Raw genomic sequence first — 14,572 nt, forward strand, 5'->3', positions numbered from 1 at the left:
TGTAGGTTTATTTAATGGGCTCCTATTTATTTAACAATTCTATACCACCAAAATAAAACAAAGATTTGTTTCCTGCACCTTCATTTTTAAAGACGAGGTACAAATCGTGATATCCGGCGGATGTCTCCAGGCTAATGGTTTGAGGCACGAGACCTTTACCGGCTACTTTTGCTTTACCGAGTAATTTTCCATCTGGTTTATCCAGGTGTATCTCCACTTCACCACCTACCTGATCGTCTCCAAGGTATGGAAGAAGTTTCGCTTTTTTAACTCCGGTGAGATCAAGTTCAGCAAATTTTGCGTGTGCTGTGTGCTTTACATTTTCGAGAGCAATGTTGTCACCAAAATTGAGTACACGCACTATATGCAGATCCGTTGCTTCATTTGCTTTCAACATCGGGCTGCGCAATACTACGGTGGCATTTGTACCGATGGAAGGAACCGGTGCTGCACCTTTATCATAATAGGAAATGGTGAGTAAATATGCTCCCAGGGTCTCGTTGCCGGTTGTTACCGTTCCGCTCAGCGGAAGTTTTTTCGCAGTTTTCTCATCCCCCAAAGACAATATATAGTTTACCATTTCTTTTGCATCCTCCACGCTGATCTGCGGGTGAGCGGCCATTTCCGTGGTGCCCCAAACACCTGAGCCGCCTTTGATAATTTTAGCGGCCAGGTAATCTATAGCACCGGTCTGCGATTTATACTTGGTGGCAACATCTTTATAGCTTGGCCCGGCAGAACGCTGATCGATAATGTGGCATGATTTACAATCGCTCTTCGCGATCAGTGCTTTCCCCGGCAATTCTGCTGTCGGCATCTGGTGACCTTGCGCTACTTTTGTCATGTCAAAACCCTTCATATAGTCGAAGGAGATCGTGACAGCATCGGCAGAAATTTTACCATCTGCTGTAGAGCCATCTTCTTTGTCGGTAACTTCAATACTATATTTCAGTTTTGTATTCGGGAAGAAGAACGTTTTATTTCCTTCCACAATGGATGCTTTGATCACCGCAGGTTCGTTACCCGCTGTTACCTGCGTAACGGCATTGGCACTGTTACCTTTATCATCCGTAACTTTCAATTTAGCATTATATACTCCCGGCTTGTCCAGTGTTACTTCGAAGTTGCCGTTGTCGGAGTTATAGGTCTTGCCGGCTACTTCCAACAGATAGCTCAGGCTGTCACCGGTATCATAATCAAGACTTCCTTTCGAAGAGAATTTCACGGATAACGGAACTGACCCCGAAGGTTTATCCACCGAGAGCTGTGCTACCGGCGTGCGATTGCCTCCGTTGTAGTCAATGCGCACGAGGCGTGCATCGAGGTTCTGTGCAAACCACTTCGTGCCGTACTCGATCATATATAGTTTACCGTCCGGCCCGAACGACATATCAATGATGTTGTTGAAGCCCGTGTTCGCCATGAACGGTTCCATGTCCATGATCTTGCCTGCCGTATCAAGACTCACTAAAAATATCACGTTACGCATCCAATCATAGGCAATCAGTTTACCATCGAAGTAATCAGGGAAGGCAGTGTCTTTACCTTTATACTGATCGCTATAGTATATCGGTCCGGCCATAGCGTTGCGTCCACCCTCTTTCAGCATGGGAAACTCTTCTGACTTTGCATAAGGATAGTATATCAACGCAGGTTGAGCAGGTGGTAATTCTTTCTTACCTGTATTGTTAGGAGATTCATTAAGTGGCTTTGTAGCATCCCATGCGCTGCTGCTCTTTCCGGTTGCAAAGTCATGTTTCCTGTAGGCAAAGTTCTTACCTACAAAATAAGGCCAGCCATAATTACCCGGCCTGGTAGCCATGTTAACTTCATCATGACCGCGCGGACCGCGAAGTGAATCGGATTCACCTGCATCCGGACCAACTTCACCCCAGAATAATGTACCCGTCTTTTGATCAACTGAGATTCGATAAGGATTGCGACAACCCATCACATATATTTCCGGGCGTGTACCGGCCTCTCCTTTTGCGAACAGGTTTCCTTCCGGTATAGTATAGGTACCATCGGGTTCGGGATGGATGCGCAGGATCTTTCCGCGAAGATCATTGGTATTGGCTGATGACTTCTGTGCATCAAACGGACTGCGTCCGGCACGCTCATCGGATGGGCTAAATCCCTTCGATTCAAAAGGCGAAGTGTTATCACCGGTGGATAAGAACAGGTTTCCTTTTGCATCAAACGTCAACGATCCTCCGGTGTGGCAGCAGGTCTCGCGTTGTGTCGGCACTTCCAGAATTACTTTCTCGGAAGCCATGTCCACTTTATCCGTAAAGGTAAATCTGGACAAGATGTTAGCGGATTTCTCCGGATGTGCATAGTATATATATAGCCAGTGGTTCTTATCGAAATCCGGATCCGCTGTGATACCCATCACACCATCCTCGAACTTCGTTCCTATATTGAGCGTATTGACTACGTTTACCTTTCCATCTTTCGGATCGTATAGTTTTACATCGCCTTTGCGCTCTACAAAAATGATGCGACCATCGTTGAGTACCACCATTTCCGTTGGTTCATTAAGATTGAAATCCAGAACCGTTTTCGTAAAGCGATTGTCTTCGGGAGCAACTTTTGCGGTGGCTTTCGAGTAGTCGAGGCCCTTCTCGCCCATCGCATATTGTATACCCTGCAGCACGTGTTGCATGTATAGCGAGTCGGAGTAACTCTCGTGCGTGTGGCCCATACCGGTATAGAATGAACGGCCGCCATCAAATTCATGATACCAGGCTATAGGATGTTCGGCTCCGTTTTGGCCGCCCTGGTAGGATGTCTCATCCAGGTTATAGATCACGTTGATCTCGTCTGATATATTCTTGTAGTTATACCATTCGTCTTTGCGTGTCCAACTATCGGGTAATGTATTCGGTCCGAAAGGTTTTACTTTCTTCAGCGTGGCATCCTGTATATGCGGGTGACTCTTGAAGTACGCGCCTACTAATCTGCCATACCACGGCCATTCGTACTCCGTGTCGGCAGCAGCATGTATACCTACAAAACCACCGCCAGCCTGTATATAGCGCTTGAAGTGACTTTGCTGTTGAAGATCAAGTACGTTGTTGGTTGTATTAAGAAAGATAACCGCGCTATACTTTTTCAGATTTTCTTCCGTGAAAACGCTGGCATCTTCCGTTGTATCTACATCAAAATTATTTTTAGCACCGAGCTCGATCAGTTTAACTTTACCAGTACTAATCGATTCGTGACGAAAGCCGTTGGTTTTGGAGAAGACGAGTACACGTCCGCGCGATCTGTCTTGCTTACACGCAAGCAACAGACAGAACAACACCGCGATTGCTATATAGGAGTGTTTCATAACAGGTAGAAATTAAAATGCCTGAAGATGTATATCCTCAGGCACTGTTGTTGTTATTTCAATACGCGGATCTTGATATTTCTGAAGGAAACTTTATCACCGTGATCCTGCAAGGCTATATGTCCTTTTTTAGCTTTGCCGAAATCAGGCATGGTCTTGAACTTGCTGTTCTTTACCATTTCGTCCCATGCAGCATCGTGCATGGTAAAGCTCACTACCTTTGTTCCGTTCAACCAGAATTCGTAGTGGCTGTTCTTGGAAACAATTTTTGCAACGTTCCACTCACCTGCAGGCTTAACAGTTTCTTTTGCGCAAGGGATCAGATCATACAGATCGCCCGCGCGGTGCTTGTGTATTTTTGCATCGGGGTGGCAGGAGTTGTCCAGTACCTGCATCTCTGGTCCCGTCAGGTATACGGCATTATATTGAGCATCTTCCACTACGTTAAAAAGTATACCGCTGTTGGCACACTCGCTTACTTTCCACTCCAGTGTAAGTTCATAATTTTCATATTCACTGTCGGTAATGATATCGCCTCTTCCCTCTTTTTCAGAGCTATCGAGGTATAATTCACCGTTTGATATTTTCCAGGCTGCACCATCGGATTTGTTGTTGAAAACATGCCAGCCTTTTGTTGTAGTACCATCAAACAGAAGCTTCCATCCTGCTTTTTCTTCAGCAGGTGTTAACTTGTTCTGAGAAAAGCTGTTGAAAGACGATACCATCATGAGTACAGTTACGAGCGTCCAGAAACGTTTCATCTTTTTTGGGTTTAGGTGGATGAAAAGAAATGCCCATGCAACGTTAAGAAGATGGACATTTCCGGTTTGGGTTAATTGATTGGGTGTAGTTATTATGAAACGGCAGGCGAAGTATATATACCTCACCCGCAGCTTGCATTAGTCTTTTGGTTTTTCACCATCGAGCGAAAGCACATACATCGCCATTTTCTCTGCATCGGCTTGTGATATATCTGCGTGTGGTGACATCGGGATCTCGCCCCAGTTACCGCTTCCGCCATTGATAATCTTACCGGCCAGCATGGTTACGTTTGCCTTTGTGAATTCGTACTTCTTCGCTACATCTGTATGAGAAGGACCAACGATCTTGTTAGTCGGGTGGTGACATGTTTTACAATCGCTCGCATCTACGAGAGCCTGACCTTGAGCGATCTGGTCGTCTGCTGATGCAGCTTTCGGTTCTGCAGTTTCATAGTCACTGTAAGCATCTGCCTCTTCTTTCTTCTCTTCTTTCTTCGATCCGCATGATGTCAGCGAAAAGCCGGCCATTCCAACCAAGGCAATGAGTACAAATAATTTTTTCATGTTCTGTGTTCTGTGGTTTTGTTGATTTGTATTGGGTTCTATATTCCTAAAATTCTCTTGTTGAGCTTCTGATCTTTACCGGTTGATGCAAAATCATCAAACGTTTTATCCGTTGCGCGAATGATATGGCTCTTGATAAACGGAGCACCTTCGGCAGCACCTTGCTCCGGATGCTTCATGCAGCATTCCCACTCGAGCACCGCCCAGCCTTCGTAACCATATTGAGTCAGTTTACTGAAGATGGATTTAAAATCTACTTGTCCATCGCCCAGTGAACGGAATCTTCCCGGACGATCGATCCAATCCTGGTAACCTCCGTATACTCCGCTCTTTCCGGTTGGATTGAACTCGGCATCCTTCACATGGAACATCTTGATGAAGTCGTGGTAGAAGTCTATATATTGAAGGTAATCGAGTTGCTGCAATACAAAGTGACTTGGATCGTAGAGCAGATTGCAACGCTCGTGTTTACCAGTCGCTTCCCAGAAACGCTCGAACGTTATACCATCGTGCAGGTCTTCACCTGGGTGTATCTCGTAACAAACATCTACACCGGCTTTATCAAATGCATTGAGGATCGGCAACCAACGTTTCGCCAGTGCAGCAAAACCATCTTCCACCAATCCCGCAGGACGCTGTGGCCACGGATATACCGTATGCCACATCAATGCTCCTGAAAATGTAGCGTGTGCTGTCAGTCCTAAATTCTGACTTGCCTTCGCTGCATATTTCAATTGCTCGATTGCCCACTCGGTGCGCTCTTTCGGATTACCACGGAGCTCTTTCGGAGCAAAGCCATCAAAGAGTTCATCGTATGCGCTGTGTACGGCTACCAGTTGCCCTTGCAAGTGCGTAGACAATTCTGTTACCTGCAAACCACACGATTCAATTATACCTTTCCACTCATCACAGTAATCTTTACTCTCGGCAGCCTTCTTGAGATCAATGCAACGTGTATCCCATGTAGGAATCTGTACACCTACATATCCCAGTGAAGCAGCCCACTTACATATAGTCTTCAGATTATCAAAGGGCGGCTCATCGCCCATGAACTGCGCCAGAAAAATCGCAGGACCTTTTATTGTTTTCATTTCCTTTCAATGCTTTTTTAAAATTACGCTTCGCGTTTTTTTGCTGCTGGCTTCAAGCTACGAGCTGCTAGCTGTTTGATCAGTTAGCAGCGTTCGTACTACTAAGATATTTATAGCTTTAGCCACTAACGTCTAGCAGCTAATAGCTACTTCTAGCAGCTGGTGGCTAGTAGCTCACAGCTATTTCAACGGTGTCCACTTCTTCGTGGAGTTCGCAGATTTTACTACGGTTTGCACGAAGTTCATGCCGCGTACGCCGTCTTCAACATCCGGGAAATCATATTTAGCATAGTTGATTTTCTTGCCGGGTTTGTATTCGCGTACTGCTTTGGTGAACGCGCGGTATATATTAGCAAATGCTTCCAGATATCCTTCCGGGTGACCTGCCGGTGTACGGGTAAATGCTTTTGCATCGTCAGACAAATAGCCTTGTCCTGCACGCACAATCTCCATTGGTTTACCCAGCCATTTTACTACAAGTGTATTCGGTTCCATCTGTCTCCACTCAATACCACCCTTCTCTCCGTATATACGAATGTTCAGGTTGTTCTCTTCACCGGCAGCAACCTGTGTTGCCATTAATATACCGGATGCACCATTTTCAAAACGGAGCAACATAGAACTGTCATCATCGAGGTGGCGACCTTTTACTACGGTGTTAAGCATAGCACATACTTCCGTAATCTTCAGTCCGGTAATATACTCTGCCAGGTTCGCAGCGTGTGTACCGATATCACCAATAGCACCGCCCATACCGGATTGCTTTGGATCAGTTCTCCAGGACGCCTGTGCGTTACCAGATTTTTCCAGCAACGTTGACAACCATCCCTGCGGATATTCAACATATACTTTTCTGATCGCACCAAGTTTACCGGCTGCAACCATATTGCGGGCTTCTTTTACCAGCGGATAGCCGGTATAGGTATGCGTAAGTCCCAATATCAAACCTGATTTTTCAACAACCTTCTTCAAGGTCTTTGCTTCATCAAGTGAGAAAGCGATAGGCTTTTCAACAATCACATGGAAACCACTTTCGAGCGCCATCTTTGAAGGGCCGAAGTGCACGTGGTTTGGCGTCACTACCGAAACAAAATCCATGCGCTCGCTGGCAGGGAGTTTTGATTCTTTCTCAAACATCTCCTGATACGTTTCATAAACGCGGTTCGGATTGAGATACAACGCTTCGCCCGTTGCTTTAGACTCGCCAGGAATTACACTGAAGGCCCCGCATACTAATTCAATTTCTCCATCAATGCCGGCCGCTTTCCGGTGTACAGGTCCAATAAAAGAGGTTAAACCACCTCCAACCATACCCATGCGCAATTTTCTTTTCATGTGTGTTTTGTAATTGGTTAAGTTTTAAGGATTTATGAAGAAACCATCATGACTGCCAGGAATTAAGCACTTGATAAGCAGATGGACATTTCATTCGTTTGATATTTACTGCAATAAAATATTATCAGTGCGAAAAGTAAACAAATAAAATTACCGGAAACGATTGCGTTATAAGTTGGCGGTTACAATTTTTTAATTTTCTGACGTTTGCTTATTTCTGTACGCTTACGATCGAAATCGTTATTTTTGTTGATTACCCAAACCCCTAAATGACTGAGTCTCTCTTTTTACGCAACCTCTGGTATTTCGCAATGCACGGTTCATTCCTGAAACCTGGCAAGCTTGTAGCGAAAGAGATTTTGGGCGAGCGAATTGTTTTTGGCCGCGATGAAAACAACAACCCTTTTGCTCTGAAAGATAATTGTCCGCACCGCGGTGTTCCTTTATCGGAAGGCTGGTACGATGGCAAGGAAATTCAATGCTGCTATCACGGCTGGAAGTTTAACAACGAAGGTGTCTGCACCAAAATTCCTGCGTTAGCGGATGAAAAATTTGATTGCTCGAAGATCAAAGTGTTCCGATATCCCTGTAAAGATATCAACGGTACCATCTGGATATATATACCTTTCAACAAAACTCAACTGAAGGGTGCTGAAGAACGTGTACCCGACTTACTGCTTCCTGCTGACAAGAAATTCAGGTTTGTTGAGAAGGTAACAATGCCTGCGGATATAGATCAGTCGGTGATCGGATTGATCGACCCGGCACACGTAACGTTTGTACATCAATCATGGTACTGGCGTTCGGCCAAGAAACTCAAGCTGAAAGAAAAACATTTTGTTCCGGTTGATCTCGGCTTTAAGATGGCGCGTCATAAACCATCATCAAACTCGAAAGGGTATTCTATTTTAAAAGGAGAAACGTCTACGGAGATAAACTTTCAACTTCCGGGAAATCGCTTTGAACATATACGCGTTGGTAAACATGAGATTGTTTCCATTACATGCCTCACACCTATCAATGAAAATGAGACTGAACTCAACCATATATTTTACGCATCATTCGATTTCATAAAGTATATATGGTGGCCCCTGCGTCACCTCGGCAAACAGTTCATCCACCAGGATCTGGGTATATTTCGTAAGTTGCAGAAGGGACTTGAAACAAAACCAACGCTCATGCTACTGGGCGAACCCGATGCCCAGGCCCGCTGGTACCACGAACTAAAACGCCAATGGGATCTGTCGCAGCAGAACAACACTCCGTTTGAAAACCCGGTGAAGGAGAAGACGCTGCATTGGATAACGTAGAAATAACTGCTGGCTGCCAGCTTCCAGACGTTTTCGGTATATATTCGATTTTGTTAATGCAATACGTTGCTCCCTCAGGAAGTGAATGCAGCTTCCTCGCGGCTCGTAGCTCAAGGCACGCAGCTAATTCTACCAGTCGTCTTTGGCGATCTTCTTTTCTTGTGGGATGTATTGAAGTTTGTCGGTGAAGGCCTTGTCGAGGAGTCCTAAGGTGTTGGGTTTGCACCATTCGGGGTTGAGAATTGTGCCGTTGTTTTTGGCCGCGTAGCTGGTGAGTTTATCTTTTTCCGTGATGTTCTTGTAACCAATGTTACCGGTTAACATGATGGTGTGTACGGTGATACGATATTTACCATCCTTCACTCCTATTACAACTTTACCGCTATATTTTCCGGTTTGAATAATAGAAGGTGTTGCAACCTGTGTGAATTGAAATTTCTTATAGTCAACAACCAGATCGTTCAGATCAAATGTTACTTCATCGGCACCGGATTGCAGGTTTGAAATATAGGGTAGCGTTTTATAGAACTCGGCTACTTTTTTCACAGTAACAGAGTCCTGCACAAAGATCTTCTGATAAATGATCTCCTGGTCTACAAGTTTAAAATTACCATACGCGGTGTTGCCTTGTGCCTGCGTAAAAAATGGGACAAGGATAATCAAGAAGCAAAACAGGTGTTTCATACGATGAGTTTATCCAAAGGTACTGTAACTCCATGACATGCAAAACACCATCGGCAGGAAACGAAGTCTTTTGACTTTACTTCCCGGTGAAATGCACTGGCCGATTTTTTGTTACATTCGGAAGAAACCCAACTCACTTCGCTCATGAGATTACTTTTAACGCTCACGGTGTTTCTTTGTGCAATAACGCTAAACGCTCAGTCCAACGCATCATACCTGGAAGACCTTGCTTCGTTGCGGGCTATATTGCAAAACACGCCATCCTACCAAGCACAGATCAAAGGCAATAAACTTACTTCTTACAACGCTTTATACAACCGACTTGTATCCGACACGGTACGTAACGTGGATGACTATAAATACTTCTACAACCTATCGCAGCTCTTCTTTGCGTTGCGCGATAACCACTTGTCATTCTTCCAAGTCCCGAATTATAATTTCAGAAGCAAGGAAGATATTGAGAAGTTTATCAAGACGAAAGAATTCGCGAACTATCCCAGACTCAACATTAACATCGACTCGCTAAAGACTGCGCTCGCTCAAAAGCCTGCAGACTCTATCGAAGGTATTTATCATTATGAAAATTTTTATTCAATAGGACTTTTCAAAACCACGGATAAAGAATACATCGGTGTAGTGCTAAATTCTGAGACACCGCTTTGGAAAAAAGGACATATAGCGGTTCACCTCTACAAACAGGGACCGAATTTCTATAAAGCTATCTATGCACATCCGCTGACGAAAAGTTTTATGTTTCAGCCCAATGAAAAATTCAGGTATAAATCGCTGGTAAATTCATACTTCTACGGTTCGTACTCGCAAAGCATTTATTCCAAAGAGATTCAATCCTACCACTATGTAAATCTGCCGCATGATGCTGCTAAATTTCAATTCAAGAATATCAATGATCGTGTGCAGTATTTACGCATCAGATCTTTCCAGGCTGATAATACTACATCCCAACAATCCGCTGCTTTCTATACAACTATTAAAGATTCATTAACAGCTCCATACCTCATTCTGGATCTTCGAAACAACGAAGGCGGAGCAGAAAAGGAAAGCAAAAAATATTTCAACCTGTTAAAGAAATATACCAGGACAGGACACTTATATATAGTAATGAATAACGAGACGTTAAGTCGGGCAGAGATCCTTACATTACAATTGAAGAAATTACCGAACACCGTTACTGCGGGACAACCAACAAAGGGAATGCTGACGTATGGAAGTAATTATGGCCGAAGAGAAATTTTACCGAGTAAACGATTCTCCATTTATATAACAGATATGAAAGGTAAAGCCGAGCATCTGCTATACGAAGACTCCGGTATAAATCCTGATATTAACCTTAACGAAAACGCTGACTGGATTGAGCAGATCATGCTCCACGCTAATGAAAATCCATTGCACAAAGAAATCTCAAAGAAAAATCTCCATTAAAGGATAACGATTAACCGATAACAGCTAACGAATGGTATAGGTAAAAAGCGTAGGCTGTCGCTGAAAAGAAAACTGTACACGCAGTAACGACAACACTCCGGTCTTGCGCAGACTTACGGATGGTCTTGATTCACGAAGTTGTCCGGTGGCGTCAAAGATGTGTGTGGTGCGGATTCGTCCGTTCTCTGAATAAGTAGTATAGGTTGACGTTTGCCAATAGCGGCCGGGTGCATACGAGTCTGCAGAACTAAGTACAGGAGTATGTCGGGTGGAACGAAAGTCGAACGGCTCGGAAGTTTTCTTTACTCGAAAAAATCCCGGCAGCGAATTACCAGCCCGTGACGGATTGATTTGAGCAGTGGTCTCGATCGAAACAAATGCCAATACGAATACTATCAAAGTCCTCATAGCATGTCCGTTATAAAACCAAGATACTAAAATCTTTCCGTTGAATTACAAAAAAATCTCCCGCAGATTTTTCGCAGACAAATCGCAGAATAAAAATGTATTTACATCTGCGAAAATCTGTATCCTCTGCGGGAGAAAAAATTTCAATCAGTAATTTACTAGATAAACTTGCTCAGCAGGTTCTCATAGTACTCTTGCTTGCCACTGATTTGTGCAGGCTCACCATTTTTACGAGCGAGTGTAACCAGTTCTTCAAGACCTACTTTACCTTGCGTGAATTGTTTTCCTTTACCTGACTCGAATGATGCATAGCGCTCTTTGCGTAGTTTGTTATAGGTGCCATCATCCAATATAGCTTGTGCTGTTAACAATGCACGGGCAAAAGCATCCATACCACCGATGTGCGCGTAGAATATATCTATGAGGTCAGTTGAATTTCTTCTGGTCTTAGCATCGAAGTTTACACCACCATTCTTGAAACCACCAGCTTGTAAAATTACCAGCATAGCTTCTGTCAGTTCATACAGGTTGTTCGGGAACTGATCGGTATCCCAACCGTTCTGGTAGTCACCGCGGTTTGCATCGATACTACCGAGTACACCTGCGTTAGCAGCTACCTGCAGTTCGTGATCAAATGTATGTTGTGCTAATGTAGCGTGGTTCACTTCAATGTTCAGTTTGAAATCATCCATCAAACCAAACTCGCGAAGGAATGCTATACACGTAGCAGAATCGAAATCATACTGATGTTTGGAAGGTTCCATCGGCTTCGGCTCAATGAGGAATGTACCTTTGAAGCCTTGTGCACGTGCGTAATCTTTAGCAGCATGCAGGAAGCGCGCGAGGTTTTCAATCTCACGTTTCATGTCTGTATTCAACAGTGACATATAGCCTTCGCGACCGCCCCAGAATACATAGTTAGAACCACCCAGCTCAATCGTTGCGTCCAGTGCATTCTTCACCTGCGTAGCAGCGTAGCAAACTACGTTGAAGTCAGGGTTTGTAGCAGCACCGTTCATATAGCGTGGGTTTGAGAACAGGTTCGCAGTTCCCCACAGCAATTTTACACCAGAAGCTTTTTGTTTCTTCTTGGCGTAGTCAGTAATTTTCTGAATACGATCTTCAGATTCCTTCAATGTATCACCTTCTTCCACTAAATCGAAGTCGTGAAAGCAATAGAACGGAGCACCAATTTTGGTAATGAATTCAAACGCTGCATCCATTTTGTTATAAGCACGCTGCATAGCATCGTCACCTTCATTCCATGCGAATTGCTTTGTTCCAGGTCCGAACGGATCACCGCCTGTTCCACAGAATGTATGCCAGTAAGCTATAGCAAAACGGAAGTGCTCTTCCATTGTTTTCTTGCCTACTTTCTTCTTGGCATCATAAAATTTGAATGCCAGTGGGTTGTCTGATTCTTTACCTTCATACTTCACCTGGCCAATGCCTTTGAAGTATTCTTTGTCTCCGAGTGTTAGTTTCATTTGTTTAATTTAATTGGATCCTGACTTGTATGAAATATATCTGTTATAATTACTTCTGACCATTCAACTTTGTATATATATACTATTTTATAAAACCCTTCAACCAGATATCGACTCTGATTGCGTTCCCTTCAAGTTAATCTCCATCTGACCAGATTCAGGAAAATCACTAAGTTGCGAGGTCCTGTTAAAAATTCGGTCAATGAGTTTGTCTGCAATACTTTTCTGATTTCTATTCGTTCAGAACATACTCATGAATTTCATCCAGACTTCGTAATGCAAACGGTGTCCAAGAAATCTTAATCACTTCTTCTTTTTCCTTTGAAGTATTTCACTGCATCTTCTTGCGCAATGAGATTCCTTTGTTCAATGGCCTTCATGGATTCATCGTTACGTTGAAAATACTCCTCCTTTGTAAACGGCTTCAATGTCTTTGACTTTGCTTTTCGGTATGCAAGTAGCTCTCGAATAATTTGCAACAGTTTTTCGTCTTCCACTTCATCCAACTGTTGCTTGATCAATTCTATTTCTGGCCTCAAATTCATATTGAAAGTTATGAATTTTAAAGTTGCCCCTCCAACAATTTCAACCATCCGCTGTAAGCTTCTCTGTACGCAGCAGCCTTTGATGGATCCGGTTCTTCTGATTTGATGATGCTCAATCCCTTGAACGCTTCTTCGAATGAACCATATATACCGGCACCAACGCCTGCACCGAGTGCCGCGCCTTTCGATCCATCAGTATCATATAACTCGAGACGAGCACCGATTGTATTGACAAACGCTTCGCGGAATAACGGGCTTAAAAACATATTGGCATTGCCGGCACGAATCACGTTGTTCTTTAGTCCCATTCCCTGCAATACATCAAATCCATATTTCAACGCGAACACAATTCCTTCCTGTGCTGCACGAAATACATGCGACTGCGAGTGACGATTGAAGTTCAACCCGAAGAATGAACTGTTTATATTCTTGTCTTCCAGCACACGCTCGGCACCATTACCGAACGGAAGAACCGTTAATCCTTCAGCACCTATAGGAGCCTGCGAAGCTATGTTGTTGATCGCATCGTACGCGTACGGCTCTCCGTTGCTCTTGAGATTTTTACGAAGCCAACTGTTGAGTATACCCGTACCGTTGATGCACAACAATACACCGTTGCTCTTGGCCGGACGTTTATCGTTTACGTGAATGAATGTATTAACACGCGACTTCTTGTCAAACGCATTCTGGTTGGTAACACTATATATCACACCGGATGTACCCGCGGTTGCCGCTGTCTCTCCGGGATTCAATACATTTAATGAGAATGCATTGTTCGGCTGATCACCCGCACGATAGCTCACGGGTATACCTTCCTTCAATCCCAACTGTGTTGCTATATCTTTCTTTACTTTTCCCTGTACCGAAAAAGTCGGTGCCTGTGTCGCGAGCAGGTCGGCAGGTATACCGTATAGCTCGAGTAATTTTTTTGAGGGTGCTTCAGCTTCGTAATCCCAGAACATACCTTCTGATAAACCGGATGCAGTCGTAACGATATCACCGGTTAAACGCATCGCGAGGTAATCGCCTGGAAGCATTATTTTGTGAATGCGTTCAAAGATCTGAGGCTCGTTATCTTTTACCCACTTGAGTTTGGACGCTGTAAAATTTCCAGGTGAGTTAAGTAAATGTTGCAAAGCATAATCACCACCGAGTTGCTGAAATGCTTTCTTGCCAATCTCAACGGCACGGCTATCGCACCAGATGATTGAAGGACGTAATGCCTTCTGATCTTTATCAACACAAACCAAACCGTGCATCTGGTATGAAATACCAATCGCGGCAACATCAGCTCCGTTGATATTTGATTTCTTCAAACAAGTCTGCAAGGCTTTAACGGCATGCTCCCACCACATTTCCGGGTCTTGCTCCGCCCAGCCGGCTTGCACCGCCAGCATCGGCATTTCTTCAGACGGTGATTGTGCAGACGCGACCGTTTGTCCGGTAGCAGCATCTACGAGCGTAGCTTTTATTGATGAACTTCCAAGGTCGTAACCCAGCAGGTATTTCATAGGCTTTGTAAAGTGAATGATGTAAAACAGCGTACAGAATATACAGAACCTTGCGCATTTTCTGAGAAGCTGCAATTTGTCCAATACTCCATATCTCGAATA

Annotated in this window: 12 protein-coding genes; 2 read left to right on the forward strand and 10 right to left on the reverse strand. The window is 44.1% G+C overall.

Features of this window, described 5'->3' with window-relative positions; genetic code table 11:
• Positions 1-22: 22 nt before the first annotated feature.
• The 5 genes from ACFQ21_RS01295 to ACFQ21_RS01315 all read right to left on the reverse strand — a co-directional run bounded on the left by ACFQ21_RS01295 (position 23) and on the right by ACFQ21_RS01315 (position 7,085).
• Positions 23-3,334 carry a ThuA domain-containing protein gene (locus ACFQ21_RS01295; protein ID WP_377573695.1) on the reverse strand — a complete coding sequence of 1,104 codons (3,312 nt, stop codon included), beginning with the start codon at positions 3,332-3,334 and terminating at the stop codon, positions 23-25.
• A 53-nt stretch (positions 3,335-3,387) separates the two neighbouring features.
• Positions 3,388-4,095: a 3-keto-disaccharide hydrolase gene (locus ACFQ21_RS01300; RefSeq protein ID WP_377573698.1), complete on the reverse strand. Its 708-nt coding sequence runs from the start codon at positions 4,093-4,095 to the stop codon at positions 3,388-3,390.
• Positions 4,096-4,233: 138 nt separating this feature from the next.
• Positions 4,234-4,659 carry a c-type cytochrome gene (locus tag ACFQ21_RS01305; protein ID WP_377573701.1) on the reverse strand — a complete coding sequence of 142 codons (426 nt, stop codon included), beginning with the start codon at positions 4,657-4,659 and terminating at the stop codon, positions 4,234-4,236.
• A gap of 38 nt (positions 4,660-4,697) precedes the next feature.
• Complete coding sequence (locus ACFQ21_RS01310; RefSeq protein WP_377573704.1) at positions 4,698-5,750, reverse strand: sugar phosphate isomerase/epimerase family protein; 1,053 nt, start codon at positions 5,748-5,750, stop codon at positions 4,698-4,700.
• A gap of 180 nt (positions 5,751-5,930) precedes the next feature.
• Positions 5,931-7,085, reverse strand: coding sequence for a Gfo/Idh/MocA family protein (locus tag ACFQ21_RS01315; RefSeq protein WP_377573707.1), 1,155 nt, complete (start codon positions 7,083-7,085; stop codon positions 5,931-5,933).
• 269 nt (positions 7,086-7,354) lie between these two features.
• On the opposite strand from ACFQ21_RS01315, the gene ACFQ21_RS01320 reads away from it, so the two are divergent.
• Positions 7,355-8,395, forward strand: coding sequence for a Rieske 2Fe-2S domain-containing protein (locus ACFQ21_RS01320; RefSeq protein WP_377573710.1), 1,041 nt, complete (start codon positions 7,355-7,357; stop codon positions 8,393-8,395).
• A 129-nt stretch (positions 8,396-8,524) separates the two neighbouring features.
• Here the strand turns inward: ACFQ21_RS01320 and ACFQ21_RS01325 are convergent, their stop codons facing one another.
• Entirely contained in the window at positions 8,525-9,079 is a 555-nt protein-coding gene (locus tag ACFQ21_RS01325) for a hypothetical protein (RefSeq protein WP_377573712.1), read from the reverse strand.
• Between the two features lie 144 nt (positions 9,080-9,223).
• On the opposite strand from ACFQ21_RS01325, the gene ACFQ21_RS01330 reads away from it, so the two are divergent.
• A complete protein-coding gene (locus ACFQ21_RS01330; RefSeq protein WP_377573715.1) occupies positions 9,224-10,519 on the forward strand; it encodes a S41 family peptidase in 1,296 nt (431 codons plus the stop codon).
• Between the two features lie 24 nt (positions 10,520-10,543).
• On the opposite strand, the gene ACFQ21_RS01335 is transcribed toward ACFQ21_RS01330, so the two are convergent.
• The 4 genes from ACFQ21_RS01335 to ACFQ21_RS01350 all read right to left on the reverse strand — a co-directional run bounded on the left by ACFQ21_RS01335 (position 10,544) and on the right by ACFQ21_RS01350 (position 14,470).
• Positions 10,544-10,927, reverse strand: a complete 384-nt coding sequence (locus tag ACFQ21_RS01335; protein WP_377573717.1) for a hypothetical protein — start codon at positions 10,925-10,927, stop codon at positions 10,544-10,546.
• A 158-nt stretch (positions 10,928-11,085) separates the two neighbouring features.
• On the reverse strand, positions 11,086-12,414 hold the full coding sequence (xylA, locus tag ACFQ21_RS01340; protein ID WP_377573720.1) for a xylose isomerase: 1,329 nt from the start codon (positions 12,412-12,414) through the stop codon (positions 11,086-11,088).
• Positions 12,415-12,713: 299 nt separating this feature from the next.
• Entirely contained in the window at positions 12,714-12,959 is a 246-nt protein-coding gene (locus ACFQ21_RS01345) for a hypothetical protein (RefSeq protein ID WP_377573723.1), read from the reverse strand.
• Between the two features lie 17 nt (positions 12,960-12,976).
• The gene (locus tag ACFQ21_RS01350) at positions 12,977-14,470 is read right to left on the reverse strand and encodes a xylulokinase (RefSeq protein WP_377573726.1); all 1,494 of its coding nucleotides are present in this window, start codon (positions 14,468-14,470) and stop codon (positions 12,977-12,979) included.
• Between the last annotated feature and the right edge of the window lie 102 nt (positions 14,471-14,572).

It is taken from the genome of Ohtaekwangia kribbensis (assembly GCF_042676245.1).
Taxonomy (GTDB): Bacteria; Bacteroidota; Bacteroidia; order Cytophagales; family Cyclobacteriaceae; genus Ohtaekwangia; species Ohtaekwangia kribbensis.

Excerpts from the sequence above, each read along its gene's own strand:
- ACFQ21_RS01295 (WP_377573695.1), bottom strand. The coding sequence starts at position 3,334 with ATGAAACACTCCTATATAGCAATCGCGGTGTTGTTCTGTCTGTTGCTT.
- ACFQ21_RS01300 (WP_377573698.1), bottom strand. The coding sequence starts at position 4,095 with ATGAAACGTTTCTGGACGCTCGTAACTGTACTCATGATGGTATCGTCT.
- ACFQ21_RS01305 (WP_377573701.1), bottom strand. The coding sequence starts at position 4,659 with ATGAAAAAATTATTTGTACTCATTGCCTTGGTTGGAATGGCCGGCTTT.
- ACFQ21_RS01310 (WP_377573704.1), bottom strand. The coding sequence starts at position 5,750 with ATGAAAACAATAAAAGGTCCTGCGATTTTTCTGGCGCAGTTCATGGGC.
- ACFQ21_RS01315 (WP_377573707.1), bottom strand. The coding sequence starts at position 7,085 with ATGAAAAGAAAATTGCGCATGGGTATGGTTGGAGGTGGTTTAACCTCT.
- ACFQ21_RS01320 (WP_377573710.1), top strand. The coding sequence starts at position 7,355 with ATGACTGAGTCTCTCTTTTTACGCAACCTCTGGTATTTCGCAATGCAC.
- ACFQ21_RS01325 (WP_377573712.1), bottom strand. The coding sequence starts at position 9,079 with ATGAAACACCTGTTTTGCTTCTTGATTATCCTTGTCCCATTTTTTACG.
- ACFQ21_RS01330 (WP_377573715.1), top strand. The coding sequence starts at position 9,224 with ATGAGATTACTTTTAACGCTCACGGTGTTTCTTTGTGCAATAACGCTA.
- ACFQ21_RS01335 (WP_377573717.1), bottom strand. The coding sequence starts at position 10,927 with ATGAGGACTTTGATAGTATTCGTATTGGCATTTGTTTCGATCGAGACC.
- xylA (WP_377573720.1), bottom strand. The coding sequence starts at position 12,414 with ATGAAACTAACACTCGGAGACAAAGAATACTTCAAAGGCATTGGCCAG.
- ACFQ21_RS01345 (WP_377573723.1), bottom strand. The coding sequence starts at position 12,959 with ATGAATTTGAGGCCAGAAATAGAATTGATCAAGCAACAGTTGGATGAA.
- ACFQ21_RS01350 (WP_377573726.1), bottom strand. The coding sequence starts at position 14,470 with ATGAAATACCTGCTGGGTTACGACCTTGGAAGTTCATCAATAAAAGCT.